Annotated in this window: 12 protein-coding genes; 6 read left to right on the top strand and 6 right to left on the bottom strand. The window is 74.5% G+C overall.

Translation table 11 applies throughout. The features are described 5' to 3' along the window. Positions 1 to 156: 156 nt before the first annotated feature. Together pabB and OG764_RS16770 are read right to left on the bottom strand one after the other, a co-directional pair. Complete coding sequence (gene pabB, locus OG764_RS16775; protein ID WP_328969225.1) at positions 157 to 2,403, bottom strand: aminodeoxychorismate synthase component I; 2,247 nt, start codon at positions 2,401 to 2,403, stop codon at positions 157 to 159. A gap of 87 nt (positions 2,404 to 2,490) precedes the next feature. Next, positions 2,491 to 3,204: a class I SAM-dependent methyltransferase gene (locus OG764_RS16770; protein WP_328969224.1), complete on the bottom strand. Its 714-nt coding sequence runs from the start codon at positions 3,202 to 3,204 to the stop codon at positions 2,491 to 2,493. A gap of 230 nt (positions 3,205 to 3,434) precedes the next feature. Between OG764_RS16770 and OG764_RS16765 the strand changes: the two genes are divergently transcribed. Next, a complete protein-coding gene (locus tag OG764_RS16765; RefSeq protein ID WP_328969223.1) occupies positions 3,435 to 5,633 on the top strand; it encodes a helix-turn-helix domain-containing protein in 2,199 nt (732 codons plus the stop codon). On the opposite strand, the gene OG764_RS16760 is transcribed toward OG764_RS16765, so the two are convergent. Continuing rightward, the gene (locus tag OG764_RS16760; protein WP_328969222.1) at positions 5,609 to 6,850 is read right to left on the bottom strand and encodes an IS701 family transposase; all 1,242 of its coding nucleotides are present in this window, start codon (positions 6,848 to 6,850) and stop codon (positions 5,609 to 5,611) included. The two genes, OG764_RS16765 and OG764_RS16760, sit on opposite strands and share 25 nt — an antisense overlap. A 334-nt stretch (positions 6,851 to 7,184) precedes the next feature. Here OG764_RS16760 and OG764_RS16755 point away from each other — a divergent pair, with 334 nt between their 5' ends. Together OG764_RS16755 and OG764_RS16750 are read left to right on the top strand one after the other, a co-directional pair. After that, on the top strand, positions 7,185 to 7,697 hold the full coding sequence (locus OG764_RS16755) for a SigE family RNA polymerase sigma factor (RefSeq protein WP_328969221.1): 513 nt from the start codon (positions 7,185 to 7,187) through the stop codon (positions 7,695 to 7,697). A gap of 81 nt (positions 7,698 to 7,778) precedes the next feature. Further along, positions 7,779 to 9,023, top strand: coding sequence for a hypothetical protein (locus OG764_RS16750; RefSeq protein ID WP_328969220.1), 1,245 nt, complete (start codon positions 7,779 to 7,781; stop codon positions 9,021 to 9,023). A 41-nt stretch (positions 9,024 to 9,064) separates the two neighbouring features. On the opposite strand, the gene OG764_RS16745 is transcribed toward OG764_RS16750, so the two are convergent. Together OG764_RS16745 and OG764_RS16740 are read right to left on the bottom strand one after the other, a co-directional pair. Continuing rightward, on the bottom strand, positions 9,065 to 10,726 hold the full coding sequence (locus OG764_RS16745) for a bifunctional 3'-5' exonuclease/DNA polymerase (protein WP_328969219.1): 1,662 nt from the start codon (positions 10,724 to 10,726) through the stop codon (positions 9,065 to 9,067). A 398-nt stretch (positions 10,727 to 11,124) separates the two neighbouring features. After that, complete coding sequence (locus OG764_RS16740; RefSeq protein ID WP_328969218.1) at positions 11,125 to 12,318, bottom strand: DUF2786 domain-containing protein; 1,194 nt, start codon at positions 12,316 to 12,318, stop codon at positions 11,125 to 11,127. Positions 12,319 to 12,851: 533 nt separating this feature from the next. Between OG764_RS16740 and OG764_RS16735 the strand changes: the two genes are divergently transcribed. Together OG764_RS16735 and OG764_RS16730 are read left to right on the top strand one after the other, a co-directional pair. Next, entirely contained in the window at positions 12,852 to 14,897 is a 2,046-nt protein-coding gene (locus tag OG764_RS16735; protein ID WP_328969217.1) for an FUSC family protein, read from the top strand. A 149-nt stretch (positions 14,898 to 15,046) separates the two neighbouring features. Next, positions 15,047 to 15,286 carry a DUF397 domain-containing protein gene (locus OG764_RS16730; RefSeq protein ID WP_328973039.1) on the top strand — a complete coding sequence of 80 codons (240 nt, stop codon included), beginning with the start codon at positions 15,047 to 15,049 and terminating at the stop codon, positions 15,284 to 15,286. 111 nt (positions 15,287 to 15,397) lie between these two features. Here the strand turns inward: OG764_RS16730 and OG764_RS16725 are convergent, their stop codons facing one another. Continuing rightward, entirely contained in the window at positions 15,398 to 15,922 is a 525-nt protein-coding gene (locus tag OG764_RS16725; RefSeq protein ID WP_328969216.1) for an ATP-binding protein, read from the bottom strand. Positions 15,923 to 16,243: 321 nt separating this feature from the next. Between OG764_RS16725 and OG764_RS16720 the strand changes: the two genes are divergently transcribed. Further along, positions 16,244 to 17,107 (top strand): helix-turn-helix domain-containing protein, encoded by an 864-nt coding sequence (locus OG764_RS16720; RefSeq protein WP_328969215.1) that lies wholly within the window; start codon positions 16,244 to 16,246, stop codon positions 17,105 to 17,107. Positions 17,108 to 17,191 lie beyond the last annotated feature (84 nt).

The raw sequence follows: 17,191 nt of genomic DNA, 5'->3' as shown, positions 1-17,191 counted from the left end.
TCGCGTCGGTCACCGGGGAGCAGGCCCGACCACCCTGCGCCCCCGGACAGAGGCACGGACGCAGGCCTGCCTTGCACTCCCCTGGCCGGGCAGGCGCTGCGGAGCACAGCCCAACCCGCGAGGGGTGGCGGGGGCGATGGATGAGGGACGTCCCGGTCAGACGCTTTCGCGGTCCGGGAACGGCGCGGTGGTGAGGGACAGGAGAGGGGCGGCCTTCACGGCGGTCTCCTCGAACTCGGCCGCCGGGTCGGACAGGGCCACGATGGCGCCGCCCACGCCGTAGCGGACCCGGCCCGGTGTGACCACGGCCGTGCGTATGGCCACGCTCAGATCGGCCGCGCCCGAGAGCGAGAAGTAGCCGATGGCGCCGGAGTAGACGCCGCGCGGGCCCTGTTCCAGGCCGTCGATGATCTGCATGGTGCGGAGCTTCGGGGCGCCCGTCATGGACCCGGCGGGGAAGGCCGCGCGTACGCAGGCCACCGTCGAGCGGTCCGGCCGCAGCCGGGCCCGTACGGTGCTGACCAGCTGGTGCACGGTCGCGTACGTCTCCACGCGGAAGATGTCCCGGGCGTCCACCGAGCCGGTCAGCGCATGGCGGCCGAGGTCGTTGCGGACCAGGTCCACGATCATCAGGTTCTCGGCGCGGTCCTTCTCGTCGGTGAGCAGGTCCGCGACCAGCGCCGCGTCCTCCTGCGGCGTCGCGCCGCGGGGGCGGGTGCCCTTGATCGGCTTGGACTCGACGGATCCGTCCGCGCCGATCCGCAGGAACCGCTCGGGCGAGGTGCTCAGCACCGACAGGTCCCCGAAGCGCAGCAGCGCGCCGTACGGGGCCGGGCTGAGGCGGCGCAGCTTGCGGTAGGCGGCCCACGGGTCCAGGTCGCCGGCGGCCTCGGCCATGTTGGTCAGGCACACCTCGTACGTCTCGCCCGCCGCGATGTCCTCGTGGCAGGCGGCGATCAGCCGCAGGTAGTCGTCCCGGCCGTGCCGCAGCCGCAGGCCGGGCAGGGGCTCCGGGGCGGCCGGCCCGGAACCGGCCGGGGGCGGTCCGGCGAGCAGGGCGGCGGTCGAGTCCAGCCAGGCCCGTGCCGCGTCCGCCGTGTGCTCCTCGTCGTCCTCGACGAGCGCGAGCAGGGTGGTGGTGTTCTCGGCGTGGTCGAAGATCAGGGCCCGGTCGGCGAAGACCAGGGTGGCGTCAGGGTCCTCGGAGGTGTGGGCGGCCGAACCGCCGCACTCGGCCTTCAGCTCGTAGCCGAGGTAGCCCACCCATCCCAGGGTGAACGCGCAGTCCAGCGGAGGTACTTCGGTGTGCAGCGCGGCGAGGTCCCGGTCCAGCCAGTCGAAGAGGCCGCCGGTTATCTCCTCGGTGCCCGACGCGGACCGTACGGTCACGGTCCGGGCGCTCACGTCGGCCCGCGCGACCCGCGCCAGCGGTCCGGACGCGTCGCCCATCACGGAGAACCGGCCGGCTCCGCTGCCGCCGGTGCTGCCGTCGAGCCAGAACGGGTGGTCGCCGGTCCGGGCCGGAAGCCCGGCCCCGGCCGGATCCCCCGCCCCGGCCGGATCCCCCGCCTCGGCCGGATCCCTCGCCCCCGCCGGATCCCCCGCGCCGGCCTGAGTGCCCGGCCCACCCGGATGCCCCGGCCCGAAGAGCCTTCCGAAGGCGTCTTCTTCGGTCCAGGCGGTGGTCAGGGTCTCGGCGAGCACCCGCAGCTTGCGGGTGGCGGGGAGCGGCGCCGGGGTGGGCGGCCGGGGCGTGGCGGGTGCGGCGGCCGTGTGCTCCGGGACCGGCCGGACCGCGCGGGCCGGCCGCGCGGGTCGGGCCGCGTGCCAGTCGGCGGCCAGGCGGGTGAAGTTGGCCAGGAGGTCGTGCCCGTGCCGGGTGAGGATCGACTCGGGGTGGAACTGCACGCCCCACAGGGGACGTTCGCGGTGTTCGAAGCCCATCAGCACCCCGTCCGCGGTCCACGCGACGGGGGTCAGCGCGGCCGGCAGGTCCGTGACGGCGAGTGAGTGGTAGCGGACCACGTCGAACGGTGAGGGCAGGCCCGCGAAGAGGCCGGTGCCGGTGTGCGTCACGGGTGAGAGTCGGCCGTGCCGGGGCTCGGGGGCCCGGTCCACGGTCGCCCCGTGCAGCAGTGCGGCGCCCTGGTGGCCGAGGCAGACGCCGAGCGTGGGCAGCTCGCCCGCCGCCACGATCTCGCGGCAGATCCCGAAGTCGGCGGCGACCCCCGGGTGCCCGGGGCCGGGGGAGAGGACGACGGCGTCGAAGTCCGCCAGCCGGCTCATGTGCCAGCCCGAGTCGTCGTTGGGGATCACTTCGGGGTCGCGGCCGGTGATCTCGGCGAGGTAGTGGAAGAGGTTGTAGGTGAAGGAGTCGTGGTTGTCGACGAGGAGGATGCGCACAGGGGTTTCCGGGCTTTCGGGCAGGTGAGGTGTGTGAGGGCGGGCGGTCAGGCCGCCGTACAGACCTTGGCTGGGGTCACTGGGGGGTCACTGGGGGGTCGCGGCGGCGACCTCGAAGAGCAGGTGCTCCACGGTCTCCGCGCCCTCCGGGTCCCGGCGGGAGTCCAGCAGGCGCAGGCTCCGGCCGTGCCGCCGGGCCAGGGTGTGCAGCAGGTCGAGGTCGCCGCGGTCGCTGAACTGGAGCAGCACGCGGCCGCCGGGGGTGAGCAGGTCCGGCGCCTGGGCGAGGTACCGCTCGTGGGCCCGGTAGCCGGCGTCCACGTAGGCCCGGTCGTGGGTGTGCTCGTACTCGAAGTCTTCGGGCGCCAGCACGAAATTGGAGTGCCAGTAGATCGTGTCGAAGCGCTCGCCGGGTGCCAGCGCGTCGAACAGGTCGCTGTGCACCGCGCGCAGCCGGCCGGCCACCCCGTGGCGCCGGGCGTTGAGCTCGGTGTTGGCCACGGCCTGCGGGTTGATGTCGGTGGCGACCACCCGGTCGCAGCCGGCCAGGGCCGCCGACACCGCGATGATCCCGGTGCCGCAGCCGACCTCCAGGAAGGACCCGGTGTGCGGCCGCGGCGGCTCGGCGAGGCCGGCGAGTTCCATGGCGACCGCGCTGGAGCGCGAGAAGGGGGGCGCGAACACGTCGTCGAGCAGGTCCCAGGTGCGCCCGCACAGCGTGAACGTCTCGGGCCGGTCCTGCCGGGTCCGGGCGGCGCGGCTGCGCTCCAGGGACCGCATGTAGCTCGTGAACTCTGTCATTCCCACCCCTTTGTGAGCCGGAGGAGGTCAGGCCTCCGGTTCCCCCCGCGACCATCGTTACCGGGCGTCCGTGCGGGTGGGAAGGTGCGCGGGTGACACTGTCCCGCGCGGTTGAGGTGCTCGGAGCACACCGCCCGCAGCCACCCAAACCGCCCGGCGCCCCACGTTGCGGTATCTTACGATCCTAGGCCGATTTGACCCAAATTTTGCTGTATTCTGAGGGGCTTTGCGTGATATGGCATGAGGCGCCCGGTACGGGTGACGCCGATGCGCTGTCCGTCCTCGCGCTGCTCGCCCAGGAGGCCCCGCGCGAGCGCTTCGACGACCTGCTGCGCACGGCCCGGGGCAACCCCTCGATCACCCCGGAGCGGCTGGCCTCGCTCGACCAGGCGGTTCAGCTCGCGCTGACCGTGCACGCCTCGGCGGACCAGCGCCGCCGCCGCGAGTCCGGCATGGCCGCCCTCGTCGACACCGCGCGGGACATGACCTCCCCGTACGACCTCGACGGCCTGCTCAGCGTGATCACCGGGCGGGCCCGCCGGCTGCTCGGCTTCGACATGGCGTACATCAGCCTGCGGCGGCCCGAGGGCGGCTCGTACGTGCACTCGTCGGACGGCGAGACCACCATGTTCAACGTCGGCCTGCAGATCGACACGGGTCACGGCCTCGGCGAGGCCGCGCAGGACAAGCGGGCGCCGTTCTGGACCGCCGACTACCTCAGCGACACCGCGTTCCCGCACTCCGCCCGCATCGACGAGGTCGTACGGGCCGAAGGCCTGCGCGCGATCCTGGCGGTGCCGCTCTGCCACGGTGCGACGACGGTCGGCGCGCTCTACGGGGCCGACCGCAAGCTCCGCCACTTCACGCCCGACGAGGTCAGCCTGATGCGCTCGCTGGCCGACCTGGCGGCGGTCGCGCTGGAGAAGGCCCGGCTGATGGAGGGCACCAAGACGGAACTCGCGCAGCTGTCCCGGCGCAGCACCCGGGAGCGGGCCGTACTCGGCCGGGTCACGGCGCTCGCGGCCGGCCGGGACCGGCTCTCCGCGATGGTCCTCGACGGCGCGGACCTCGGCGAGGTCGCCGCGGTCGCCGGTGAACTGCTCGACGGGACCGTCCACATCCACGACCCGGCCGGGCGGCCGCTGGGACGCACCACCGAGGCGGCGGCGCGCGCCGGCCTGCTCCCCGAGGAAGCCGTGGCCAAGGCCGCGCTTGCGGCGCTCGCCGCCCGGGGGCCGGTGCCGGTCGCGGGGGCGCTTGCGGTCGCGGGTTCGGTCACGGCGGCGGGGATTGCTCCGGTCGCGGGGGCGGACGGGGTACCGCGTGCGGGTGCGGTCCTGGAAGCGGGCGCGGTCCCGCGCGCGGGTGCGGGCAGCGGGGCGGCCGCCGGCGCCGACTCCGCCGCCCAGTCCCAGTCCCAGTCCCAGCCCCACTCGGGGCCCGGGCCCGATGCGGGCGCACCCGCCGAGGTGCTGTGGGCCACGCCCGTGTGCGCGGGCACCGAGGAGCTCGGTGTGCTGCTGCTCCGGACGCGTACCGCTCCCGGACCGGAGGAGGCCGGATTCCTCGGGCACGCCGGCCGGGCCGCGGCCCTCGTGCTGCTGCTCCAGAGAGGCGCCGCCGTCACCGCGGGTCCGGTGCGCGACGAACTCTTCGACGACCTGCTGGTCGGCACCACCCGCTCGCCGCGCCAACTCGCCGAGCGGGCTCGCCGGTTCGGCATCGACACCGAGCGGCCGCACTCCGTGGTCGTGGTCCGCCCCGAAGGCGTCGAGCAGGGCCAGGCCGTGGCCTGGGCCTCCCTCTACGCCCACCGGAACGCCGGCCTGAAGACCGTGCACGGCGGCTGCGTCGTCCTGCTGCTGCCCGACCCCGATCCGTCCGCCGCCGCCTCGGCCGTACACCGCGAGATCTCGGGGCTGCTCGGCCAGCCCGTCTCGGTCGGCTCGGCCGGGCCGGCCCGCGTGCTGTCCGAGATCAAGGAGGTCTACGAAGAGGCGCACCGCTCCCTGGAGGCCCTGATCGCCCTCGGCGGCGAGGGCACCGCGGCCGCCACCGGCGACCTCGGCTTCCTCGGCATGCTGCTCTCCGACGACCTCGACGTGGACCGGTACATCGACTCGACGTTCGGCGCGGTCCTCAAATACGACGAGCAGCGCGACGCTGAGCTGGTCCGCACGCTGGAGGCGTACTTCGCCTCGCAGGCCAGTCCGACGCGCGCCGCCGGGATCCTGCACGTCCACCCCAACACCGTGTCGCGGCGGCTGGAGCGGCTGACCGAACTGCTCGGCGCCGACTGGCAGGAGCCGTCCCGGGCGCTGGAGATCCAGCTCGCGCTGCGGCTGCTGCACACCCGCGAGTTGCTGCGGCACCGGCAGGGCGGCACGCACCGGGGGCTGCCCCGTCAGGCCGACAGCGCGGACGGGTAGCCGGTCCGGCGCCTGGCCCCGGCCGGTGTGCCCGGGGCCGCCCGCTCGTGGCCCGGCGGCAGGTCGCCGAGGGCGGCGAGGGCGTGCGCGGCCGAGGCCAGCGTGATGTGGCGGTGCCAGCCGCGGAAGGACCGCCCCTCGAAGTCGCGCAGCCCGGCGGCTTCCCCGTACCGCTCCAGGTCGTGGTCGACGCGGGAGGTCAGCCGGGTGGTGCGGAGCAGGGTCTCGGGGCGCACCCGGGGCGTGTTGGTGACCCACAGGGCGGCCGGGCCGGAGCGCGGATCGGTCCACTCCCCGAGCAGCAGCAGCCCGCCGGCGGTGCCGGCTCCGGGGGCCGCCGCGGTGGTGGCCGCGCCGGGGGTGCCCGCGGCCGGTGCCGGGCCGGGCAGGCCCACCCGTACGGCGGCCACGAGCGAGGTGCGCGGCAGTGGCGACGCGACCGCCGGGTCGCTCCAGGTGGCGGGCCGGCGCAGGCCCGTGACGGAGGACAGGATCTGACGGGCCGGGAGCAGTCCGCGGCCGTGCCCGGGCAGCGCGGGGTCCTCCACACTGAAGCGGGTCTCGTCGCCGACCCGTACGACGGCGGGCACCCCGGCGGCGCTGAACTGGCGCAGCACCGCACCCACCCGGTTGACGGGCAGGTCCAGGACGACCGGCCGGCGCGGGCCGTACGAGAACCGGACGGCCTCCAGGGCGGCTTCGACCGCGCACTCCTCCAGGGTTTCGGTGCCGAACTCCGCCGGGATCTCGGCGCGACGGCGCCGCAGCCGGTCCTCGGTCCAGCTTTCCGGCAGGTGCAGCCGCCAGTGCACGGGGACGCCGAGGGCGGGCGCGGTCTGCCAGACCCCGAAAGCCTGCTGGCCGCGGAACGCGTGCCCGAGCCGGGGGTCGATGCCGCGGTCAACGCCGACCGAGCGCTCGCCGGTCTTGGGAATGGAGAGCGGCCGCACCACGAGGGCGTGCGGGGGGACGATCCGGCCGGTGCCGGCGGCGAGCGCGGCGCGGACCGGCATCCAGTCCCAGGTGGAGCTGGAGATGAAGTGGTGCAGGCTCTGCTCCAGGGCGGCCTCGCCGAGGTGGGCGGCGATGTTCCGGATCGACTTGCGGCCCTCGGAAACGAGCAGCCCCCGCAGGTACTGCTCGCCCTTGAGCCGCTGGTCCCGCCGGGCCAGGGAGGCGAACAGGGCGTCGTGGACCTCCCCCGCCTCCGCGCTCATGGCACTGCCGGATCTCGGCCGGCGCCTTTCCCGGACCATGTCCATGCTTTCCCCCTGGCGGTGACATCGGCGGACTATCCGCCGCCCCCGCACCAGGCTCGCCGTCAGGGGGCGGCCCGGAGAAGGTGCGCCCGCCACCTTCCTGGGCCTTCGCGCAGGTGCCCGGCCACCGCCGGGGCACGGTGGTGTACGGGGACCTGCGGCGCGGCGCGGCTGCGACCGCCGGTAACGGGGGTGGCCGGGCCACCGGTCGCCGCGAAAGAGTTTCCGTACGGGTGAAACATTGTGGCGGGGCCGGCGCGTCATTGAGGTGAAGCAGAAGTGAGGGGGAGTCATGAGGCAGTCGCGCCGTGACGGGTTCCGCGAGTTCGCGGACGCCCGCACCGGCCATCTGTTCCGTTCGGCCTGCCTGTTGACCAGCGGCGACACGCATCTCGCCGAGGACTTGGTGCAGGAGACCCTCGGTCGGATGTACCTGACGTGGGGGCGGATCGCGCGGATCGGCAATCCGGCTGCGTACGCGCAGACCGTCCTGGTGCGTACGTTCCTCACGCACCAGCGGCGCCGCTCGTCGACGGAGCGGCCCGTCGAGGAGGTCCCGGAGAGCACGTCCGCGTACGCGTGGGCCGATCCGGCGCTGCGCGTGACGCTGCTCGACGCGCTCGCCCGGCTGTCGGCGCAGGACCGGGCCGTGGTGGTGCTCCGCTACTGGGAGGACCGCAGCATCGAGGAGACGGCCGACGCCATGAACGTCAGCTCCGCCGCCGTCCGCAGCCGCGCCAACCGGGCGCTGGCCCGGCTCCGGGAGCAGCTCGGCGGCTCGCTGTGGGAGTTCGCCGCCCGCTGAGGCATCCCGCTCAACGCACCGTATTCAGCTTCAGCTCATCGCATCCACCTCATCCTCATTCCGCGGAAGGTCTGGTTTCCCATGCCCTTTGAAGACGAGCTCGGCGAGGCGCTCCGGAGCGCCGGGGGTTCCTTCGCCACCGACCGGCACGCCCTGGTCGAGGGCGGGGAGCAGCGCGGCCGGCGGCTGGTGCGCCGGCGGCGGGCGGCCGTCGTCGGAGGCAGCGTGCTCGCGCTGGCCGCGATCGGCACCACCGGCGCCTTCACGGCCGGTCTGCTGGGCGGCGGCGCGGAGAAGACCTCGGTCGCCGCGCCCGGCGAGCTGAAGCCGTCCCCGACGGGCGTCGACAGCAGGCAGCGGCCGACCGGGGGCGGGAACGTCTCCGGGGAGCAGCTGGTGCAGGTCCTCAAGGAGCTGCTGCCGGGCGGCACCCTCACCGGCACCACCGGCCGCGGCACCGCCGAGGGCCCGATGGCCGGCGGCGTGTACGACGACGGCAACGGCAAGGCCGCGATCAACGTGGGCATGTGGCGCCTCGACCCCGGCGGTGTCCAGGCCAAGGAACTGACGGTCTGCCCGGACCCGGACAACGTGCCCGTCGACGGATGCACGTCCAAGAACCTGGCCGGTGGCAGCCGACTGCTGGTCGTCAAGGGGTACGAGTACCCGGACCGGCGCGTCGACACCAAGGCCTGGCGGGCCACGCTGGTCACCAAGGAGGGATACGTCGTCGACGCGAGCGAGTGGAACGCCGCCGCCGAGAAGGACGCGCCGATCTCCCGGCCCACCCCGCCGCTGGACCCCACGCAGCTCGAGGCGCTGGTCCGGTCGGAGAAGTGGCTGCCCGCGCTCCGGGACCTGACGCCCGCGGAGAAGGAGCAGCCGGTTCCGCCGGGCCGGGGGCTGAACCGCCCGACGCTGCCGGTGCTGCTGTCCCACCTGCCCGACGACCTGACGGTGGTCCGCAAGGAGGGCGGCGGCGAGTTCGCCGAGGTGCGGCTCGACGACGGGAACGGCGTCTTCCACGTCACCGTCCAGCTCCAGGAGGGCATGAGCGGGGTGCTGGAGTCCTTCAACCCGAAGGGCCGCATCAAGACCCTGCCGGACGGCACCAAGATCGTGCGGGAGCAGCGGCCCGGCGAGAAGGGTGGCGAGGGCGTGGTCTGGTGGACCGTGGACACGGTCCGCCCGGACGGGGTGCGGATCATCGTCTCCGCCTTCAACTCCCCGGCCCAGCACCTGGCCGCGACCCGTCCGGAGCCGGGGGTGACCATGGCCCTGATGGAGAAGATCGCCACGGACACCCGCCTCACCCGCGACAAGTAGCGGGTACGGGGGCGACGGCCGGCGCGACGGCCGGCCCCGGTCTACTTCGCGTCGGCGTAGCACTCCACCACCGCCGTCGTGAAGGGGAAGCGGACCGGTGTCTCACCGAAGGCGATCCGCCCGGCCAGCCCGGCGGCCGCGCGGATCGCCTCCGTCACCTGCCCGGCCTCCTCGGCCGGGCAGTGCACGATCACTTCGTCGTGCTGGAAGAAGACCAGCTCGGCCCGCAGGCCCGTCAGCGCCTGCCGCAGCGCCGCCAGCATCAGCAGCGCCCAGTCGGCGGCGCTGCCCTGGACGACGAAGTTCCGCGTGAAGCGGCCGCGGGCGCGGGTGTTGGTGGAGGCGTAGCCCGGGGTCCACTCGTCCTGGGGCAGCCCGGCCTCGCCGCCGTCCTCGTCGGCGCCCGCGGCCGGCGGGCAGGTGCGGCCCAGCCAGGTCCGTACGAGCCGGCCTTCCTCGCCCGCCTTCGCCGCCTCGTCCACGTACGCCACGGCACGGGGGTAGCGGCGGCGCAGGGCGGCCAGGTTCTTCAGGCCGTCGCCGGAGGTCTGCCCGTACACGGCGCCGAGCACGGCGATCTTGGCGGCGTCGCGGTCGCCGGCGAAGGCCCGGTCGGAGACGGCCTTGTAGAGGTCGCCGGGCTGGCCGGCCACCTCCATCAGGCCCGGGTCCCGGGAGATCGCGGCGAGCACCCGCGGCTCCATCTGGTCGGCGTCCGCGACGACGAGCCGCCAGCCCGGGTCGGCGACCACGGCCCGGCGGATCACCTTCGGGATCTGCAGGGCTCCGCCGCCGTTGGTGACCCAGCGGCCGGTGACCGTGCCCCCGGGCACGTACTCGGGGCGGAAGCGGCCCTCGTGCACCCAGTCCTGGAGCCAGCCCCAGCCGTGCGCGGTGTAGATCCGGTACAGCTTCTTGAAGGCGAGCAGCGGCTCGACTGCCGGGTGGTCCAGCTCCTGGAGTTCCCAACGGCGGGTCGACTTCACCTTGATGCCGGCCTCGGCGAAGGCCTTGACCACGTCGGCCGGCAGGTCGGGGCTCACCCGGCGGCCGAAGGCCCGGGAGATGTCGTCGGCGAGTTCGGCCAGCCGGCGCGGCTGCCCGCCGCCCGCGTACCGCTCGCCGAGGAGTTCGGTGAGCAGCGCGCGGTGGACGTCGGCCCGCCAGGGCAGACCGGACCTGTTCATCTCGGCGGCCACCAGCATCGCGGCGGACTCGGCGGCCGTCAGCAGCCGCATCCGGCCGGGGTGTTCGGCCGCGTCGTGGCGGCGCTGCTGCTCCGCGTAGACCTCCAGGAGCGCGTCGAAGGACACCGGGGTGCTCTGCGGCTCGAACAGGGAGGACTGGCTGCCCGGCAGCGCGGAGCGCAGTGGCGGGTCCGGGGGGACCGGGGCGTGGCGCAGCCGGGCGTGGGCGGCCGCGGCCGAGCGCGGCTCGCCGAAGCGGCCCTCGTGGCCGAGGAGGAGCAGTTCGGCGTCCTCGATGTCGTAGCACCGCTCGACGCGGACGCCGGCGGCGAGCAGCCGCGGGTACACCTCGTGGGTGGCGCGCCAGACCCACCGGGTGCCCGCGGGCGCGGCGGCGACGGCCGCGGCGAGGTCCGGTGCGGTCCGGGCGGAGCCGGCCGGGAGCCCGTCGCGGCCCAGGGGCACCGTGTGCACGGCCCCGCCTTCGCCCTCCGCGAGGGCCCACCGCTCGTTCATGAGTGCGAGTGTGACACCGGGCACTGACAATGCCCGGCCACCACGCGGGCCAGGTCAGGGGTGTGTTCGAGGGCTTCTCGGGGGTCGGTCGGGGGCGGCTCGGGGGCGGATCAGGGGTGGCTGGGGGTGCCTCGGTCCCGGGGCGCGGGCAGGACTGGTTCAGGGCGTCGGTGTGGGGTTGGCGCCGGTGCCGGATGCAGGACCGAGGGGCGAGGGCGGGGGCAGCGATGTCAGAGGTTGTGGCGGTCGACGGGGTCGTGGCGGTCGACGGGGTCGTGGAGGCCGTGGAGGCCGACGAGGGCGTAGAAGTAGCGGGAGAGGTGAGGGCGGTGGCGGTGCCGGGGGCGGCGGTCGGGCCGCGGGTGCCGCGGGTGCCGGGGGTGGCAGGGGCGCCGGTGTCAGGGGAGGCGGGGGCGGCCGGGGGAGACGTTGGCGCGGTCGGCGGCAGCGGTGCCGTCCGTCCAGCCGTCGTAGTCGGTGGCGCCGCGCAGCCGGGTCGTGGTCGTCCGGGGGAAGAGCTCCTCGGCGCGCGAGGTCACCGCCACGTCGCGGGCCGCCAGCACGGGCAGCAGCGAGGCGCCGCCCGCGGCCTCGGTGGTGCGGGTCGCGGTCTCCTCCAGCCGGTGCCCGATCCGGCTCGCGTAGGCAAGGAAGAAGGACTGCCGGAAGGTCTTGGTGCGCTTGCGGCCGCCGGCGCGCTGGGCGTGTTCGGCCCGGGCCATCGCGGCGGTGCCCTGCACCAGCAGCGAGGTGTACAGCAGCTCGACCGCCTCCAGGTCCGCCTCGAAGCCGACCACCGTGGAGAAGTCGAAGCTGCCGTTCCACACGGCCCGGCACCGGTTCGCGGTCGACACCGCGTCCAGCAGGACCGCCTTCGCCTCCTCGTACGGCGGCTCGACGCCGATCCGGCAGGCGGCCGGCAGCTGCGCGGGGCCGGTGCCGCGGGCCGCGAGCAGCGCCTCGTCGACGGTGTGCCGGGCCATCAGTTCCTGGGCCTTGGCGCTGAGCGCCTCGGCCTCCTCCGGATACTGCGTGGCCTCCGCCTTGGCGAGCAGGGCCCGGATCCGGGCCAGCATCTTCGGGTCGCCGTGCACCGCCGCGACCGCGGCCAGCGGATCCCCGGGGGGCGGGCCGACCGGTTCGATGCCGGGCAGCCGGATCAGCAGCCGCAGGAGTTCGAGGAACGCGGTGGCCAGGGTGAAGCGGTCCGCGGCTTCGCGCCGGGCCAGCCCCGGGGCGTAGGCGGCGTCGCCGTCCCACCACACCGCGGCGGCGCCGTCGAGCGCGGCCAGCTGTGCCTGCCAGCGCTCAGGCAGCTGCGCGTACCGCCGGCCCTCCGCCGCGATCAGGTCGGCGCACAGCCGCAGGTGCCGTTCGTCGAGGTCCCGCCGGACCAGCCGGGCGACGTCCGCGGGCTGCCACCCCCGCTCCCAGGCCTGCCGTACGAAGTCCTCGCCGCGGCGCAGCAGCTCGCGGCCGGTCTCCGGCCAGGCGGCGGCGTCGGCGGCGAGCAGCGAGGCACCGGTGTCGAGGCCGGTGTCGTCCTGGGAGTAGAGGGCGGCCGCGAAGGCCTGGTCGACGAGGGTGCGCATGCCTTCAGGGTAAGGAGCGGCCGGCGCCGGCGAGCCGCCCGGCTGTCCACAGGGTGTGGACAGCCGATCCGCTCACCGCCTTGGGACGGGCCGGCCGGTCAGGGGCGGCGGGTCAGGTAGGGGGTGCAGGCCAGGGGCGGTGGTCCAGGTAGGGGGCGCAGGCCAGGGGCGGGGTGGGCGGACCGTCGCCGTCCAGGGTGCCGCGGACCCGGTCGGGCCGGACGTCGGGGGTGACAGCGACTGCGTGCGGGCCGGCGTGCACGCCGGCTGGCCTGCCCGGAGGTCGCCCGGCTCGGCCGTGAAGACGGTGCCGGCGACCCGCACCCCGGCTGGCGCCGGGCACCGGGCTCCGCCCGGACCCGCGCCTCGAACGCCGGCGAGGCTGGTGATGCCCCGGCCGCCGGCGAGGCTGATGATGCCCCGGGCGCCGGCGAGGCTGGGAGGCGCGCCCGGGGGCTGTTCGGGCAGTGGTGGGGTGGGGGGGGGAGAGGGGGATAAGTCCGGAATGGGGGTGGGAGGTTAGGGTCGGCGGTATGAGCTGGGTGCGGGCGCTGAAGGAGACCGTCCGGTCGGCTATGACCGTGGAGCGGACCCGCCTGGAACCCCTCGTCGCACTCCGCGCCGCCACCGGCCTGGCGATCGTCGTCTTCGCCGGCCTCGCCCTGTTCGGCCCCGGCTCCGCCGCCAGCTCGGCGTTCGGCGCGTTCCAGGCGGCCATCGCCACCTTCCAGCGCAGTTGGCGCCCCCGCCCCGTGCTCGCGCTGGCCTCCGGAGCGACCCTGGCCGCCAGTACGTTCATCGGCTACCTGGTCGGCTCCTCGCACACCGCGGCCTTCCAGGTCCTGCTCGCGGTGTGGGCGTTCGCAGCCGGCATGGCCTGGGCGGCCGGTCCCACCGCGGGCATCATCGCCTCCGGCAACGTGGCGATCATGCTGGTGACCGTCACCCTGCCGACCTCCGTCGCGCAGGCGGCCGGGCACGCCGCGCTGATCGCCGCGGGCGGGGTCGTGCAGGCGCTGCTGATCGTGCTGTTCCCGGTACGCCGCTGGGGCGCGCAGCGCGACGCGCTCGCCGACGCGCTGGCCGCCGAGGCCGACTACGCCCGCCGGCTGCGCCACGAGCCGCTCGCCGCCTTCGACCCGCAGCCGTTGATGACGGCCCGCGCGGCGGCCGCCGTCACCCCGCGCCAGGCACGCCGCCGCCCGCTGGAGCTGCACGGCGCCCGGGGCCTGGCGGAGCGGATCCGCCCGGTGCTCGCCTCGCTCGCCGACCCCGCGGTGGGCGTGCCGGAGGAGGGCCCGGCCCGGGACCGGGCCCGCGAGGTGCTCGCCGCGGCCGCCGCCGTGCTGGACGCCGCCGCCCGCGCGATCCGGCACGGGGAGCCCGTACGCCTGCCGGCGCCGGCGCTCTCCGTGCTCCGCTCGCCCGACACCGGTGACCTGCTGACCGGGGCGCCCCGCCGGGCCGCAGCCCGGCTGGCGCACCTCCTCGACGACGTCGTGGAGACCGCGGCGCCCGGTTCGGGGCGCACCGCCAGCCCCGAGGAATCGATCATCCGGCCCACCCTGCCCCGGCTGGTGCCCCTCGCGCTCAAGGAGGTCCGCGCGCAACTGCGGCCGGACTCGCCGGTCTTCCGGCACGCCGTACGCGTCTCGGTGGTGGCCTCGGCGGGCTACCTCATCGGGCAGGCGCTGCCGCTGGGCCACGCGTACTGGGCGCCGATGGCCTCCGTGATGGTGATGCGCCCCGACTTCTCGCAGACGTACTCCCGGGCGGTGGCCCGGTTCGCCGGCACCCTGGTCGGCGTCGCCGTCGCCACCGGCATCGTCCAACTCCTCCACCCGGGCATGTACCTGTCGGGGGTGCTCGCCGTGCTCAGCGCCGGCCTCGTGTACGCGCTGCTGCGCACCGGGTACGCCGTCTCGCAGGTCTTCGTTTCCTCGTACGTGGTCTTCCTGCTCGGCATGGGCGGCACCCGCTGGGACCAGACCGTGCCCGACCGGGTGGCGCTCACCCTGGTCGGCGGGCTGCTCGCGATGCTCGGCTACGCCCTCTACCCGGCGTGGGAGACCCCGCGGCTGCGCACCCGGCTCGCCGACTGGACGGCGGCGGACGGCCGCTACGCGGCAGCGGTGCTGAGACAGTACGCCGACCCGGCGGGCGCCCGGCGGTCCGAGGTCCGCGAAGCCCTGCTGGCCGTACGGGAGGCCCGGATCGCCTGGCGGGAGGCGGTCGCCCGGGCGGCCGGCGAGCCGGTACGGCACCGCGGGCTGTCCCGGGCGGCGGCGGACGCGGCGGACGAGGCGCTGGCTCTGCTGGGCCGCAACGCGATGATCCTGGAGGCGCACCTGCCCGACAGCGGGCAGGATCCGGCGCCGGGCGCGGCGGGGCTGGCGGACGCCCTCGCCGCGGCCACCGAGCGGGCGGCGAAGGAGATCCGGGACGGCAGGGTGCCGGACTGGGGCCCGGTGCGGGCGGCCCTCGCCGCCTGTGACGCCCCGGGCGCGGACGTCTTCCGGTGCGGCGCCGACCGTCTGGTGGCGGACCTGGAGGAACTTTCGGCAGCCCTCCGCACGTGAATCCTGCTGTGGGCACGCGTTCGCGGACGGCGCACCACTGATCGAGTGACGGGGCCGCCACCCCCCGTGCACGTGCATCTGCCCATGCAGGCGCATATGAACACAGCTATGATCCGGTGGAGTTGACACTGCACAATCGGGGGCGTCCTGTGGACCACGCGTACAACGGCATGGCGGCCACAGAACTCGACGGGGTGATCTGGCAGAAGAGCAGGCACAGCAACTCGCAGGGATCCTGCGTGGAGTTCGCCAAACTGCCCGGTGGTGAGGTCGCGGTGCGCAACTCGCGGTTTCCCGAAGGGCCGGCGCTGGTGTACACACCCGCGGAGATAGAGGCACTGCTGCTCGGGGTCAAGGACGGGGAATTCGACCACCTGATCGCCCCCTGACCGCACACGCGCAAGAGCGCCCGGCCATCCGGCCGGGCGCTCGCCCGTGTGTGACGCGCTGTCGTCCGCGGGGTCAGGTCCCGAGCGGGCGCCCGGCCTCCGAGCGGGGACTCAGTCCTGGAGCAGGAACAGGGCCCACACGACCTTGCCGGTGAGCCGGCCCGCCAGCGGGTGCCAGCCCCAGTTGTCGCTGTAAGAGTCCACCAGGAACAGCCCGCGGCCCGACTCCAGGTCGAAGTCCTCGGTCCGCTCCGGCGAGAACCGCTCGCCCGATCCGGCCGGACAGTCCTCGCTGGGATCCCGTACCGCGCACACCAGCCGGGTGCTCCACCGCATCAGGTGCAGCCGCACCGGCGACTCCGGGTCGCCCTCGCGCGGGCACGCGTCGCGCGAGCCGTCCGGCAGGGCGTGCCGCAGCGCATTGGTGACGAGCTCGGAGACCACCAGGGAGACGTCGTCGAAGCGGTCGTCGAGGCCCCACTGGCCGAGCGTGGAGCGGGTGAAGGAGCGGGCACCGCGGACCGCCTCGAAGCGGGGGGGCAGGGCGCACGACGCGGACCCGGAGACGGCCGTGGGGTCGACCGGGGGCAGCCCCTGCCGTAAAGGCTCGAGCATGGTCGATCCATTCGTCCCCATGCGAGGCACTCCCGGAAGTCGCGGACGGAGCGGTACTGCGGGGCGGGCCCTGTGCGCATGCGCGGATTGCACGCTGCTGCGCGGCACCATGGTTCCGAATGCGTAGGGCAGATGCAAGGGCAGATGCACGTGCACGCGCCGGACCTGTCCGCTCCCGTGACGGTTCTTGCTCATTTCTTCCTACGCATACTTACGGACTTCTTCACCGCGACCCCCGATTCCGTTACAGAACGAGTACGGCCCAATGCGTTTTGGTGGCAGACTGCGGGACCTCGGGGCACGGGGGCCCGCACACATACCGCGATGGGGAGGGTTGGAGAAGTGACCGCGACTGAATCCAGTGGATCAGTGGTGCGGCGCATCCTCCTGGGGTCTCAGCTCAGGCGACTGCGTGAATCCCGTGGGATCACCCGTGAGGCGGCCGGCTACTCGATCCGCGCGTCCGAATCGAAGATCAGCCGCTTGGAGTTGGGAAGGGTGAGCTTCAAGGCCAGAGACGTCGAGGATCTGCTGACCCTCTACGGAGTCACCGACGGCGCCGAGCGCGAGTCGCTCCTGGGTCTCGTGCGCGAGGCCAACGCGGCGGGCTGGTGGCACAGTTACGGCGACGTGCTGCCCGGATGGTTCCAGACGTACATCGGCCTGGAAGGCGCCGCCTCCCTCATCCGCATCTACGAAGTGCAGTTCGTCCACGGCCTGTTGCAGACCGAGGCGTACGCGCACGCCGTCGTCAGCCGGGGCATGCCCGACGCCTCGGCCGCCGAGATCGACCGCCGCGTCGCACTCCGGCTGGAACGGCAGAAGGTCCTCGTCGCCGAGAACGCGCCGGTCTTCCACGCCGTGCTCGACGAGGCCGCGCTGCGCCGCCCCTACGGCGACCGCGACGTGATGCGGGGCCAGTTGGAGCACCTCATCGAATTCTCGCAGCGCCCCAACGTGCGCCTGCAGGTCATGCCGTTCAGCTTCGGCGGGCACGCCGGCGAGAGCGGCGCCTTCACCCTGCTGCGGTTCCCCGAGTCGGATCTCCAGGACATCGTGTACCTGGAGCAGCTCACCAGTGCCCTCTACCTCGACAAGGACGAGGAGGTCGGCCAGTACGAGCGGGCCATGGAACGGCTCCAGGCGGACTGCCCGGGTCCGGATGCAACCCGGGATCTTCTTCGCGGACTGCTCCAACTCTCCTGAACCACAAGTAGGATGACGGCCATTCAGGGTAGTAGGAGTCATCGGGGTCCGGCGGGCGCAACGGTGCGCGCGCCGCTCGCAGTA

Source organism: Streptomyces sp. NBC_00239 (assembly GCF_036194065.1).
Taxonomy (GTDB): Bacteria; Actinomycetota; Actinomycetes; order Streptomycetales; family Streptomycetaceae; genus Streptomyces.
The sequence above is the reverse complement of the archived record's forward strand: the minus strand, read 5'-3'. Positions and strand labels throughout refer to the sequence as shown.

What these genes read in the sequence shown, in the direction of transcription:
- OG764_RS16745 (WP_328969219.1), bottom strand. Translation starts at nt 10,726, where the DNA reads ATGAACGAGCGGTGGGCCCTCGCGGAGGGCGAAGGCGGGGCCGTGCAC.
- OG764_RS16725 (WP_328969216.1), bottom strand. Translation starts at nt 15,922, where the DNA reads ATGGGGACGAATGGATCGACCATGCTCGAGCCTTTACGGCAGGGGCTG.
- OG764_RS16770 (WP_328969224.1), bottom strand. Translation starts at nt 3,204, where the DNA reads ATGACAGAGTTCACGAGCTACATGCGGTCCCTGGAGCGCAGCCGCGCC.
- OG764_RS16750 (WP_328969220.1), top strand. Translation starts at nt 7,779, where the DNA reads ATGCCCTTTGAAGACGAGCTCGGCGAGGCGCTCCGGAGCGCCGGGGGT.
- OG764_RS16755 (WP_328969221.1), top strand. Translation starts at nt 7,185, where the DNA reads ATGAGGCAGTCGCGCCGTGACGGGTTCCGCGAGTTCGCGGACGCCCGC.
- OG764_RS16760 (WP_328969222.1), bottom strand. Translation starts at nt 6,850, where the DNA reads ATGAGCGCGGAGGCGGGGGAGGTCCACGACGCCCTGTTCGCCTCCCTG.
- OG764_RS16735 (WP_328969217.1), top strand. Translation starts at nt 12,852, where the DNA reads ATGAGCTGGGTGCGGGCGCTGAAGGAGACCGTCCGGTCGGCTATGACC.
- OG764_RS16740 (WP_328969218.1), bottom strand. Translation starts at nt 12,318, where the DNA reads ATGCGCACCCTCGTCGACCAGGCCTTCGCGGCCGCCCTCTACTCCCAG.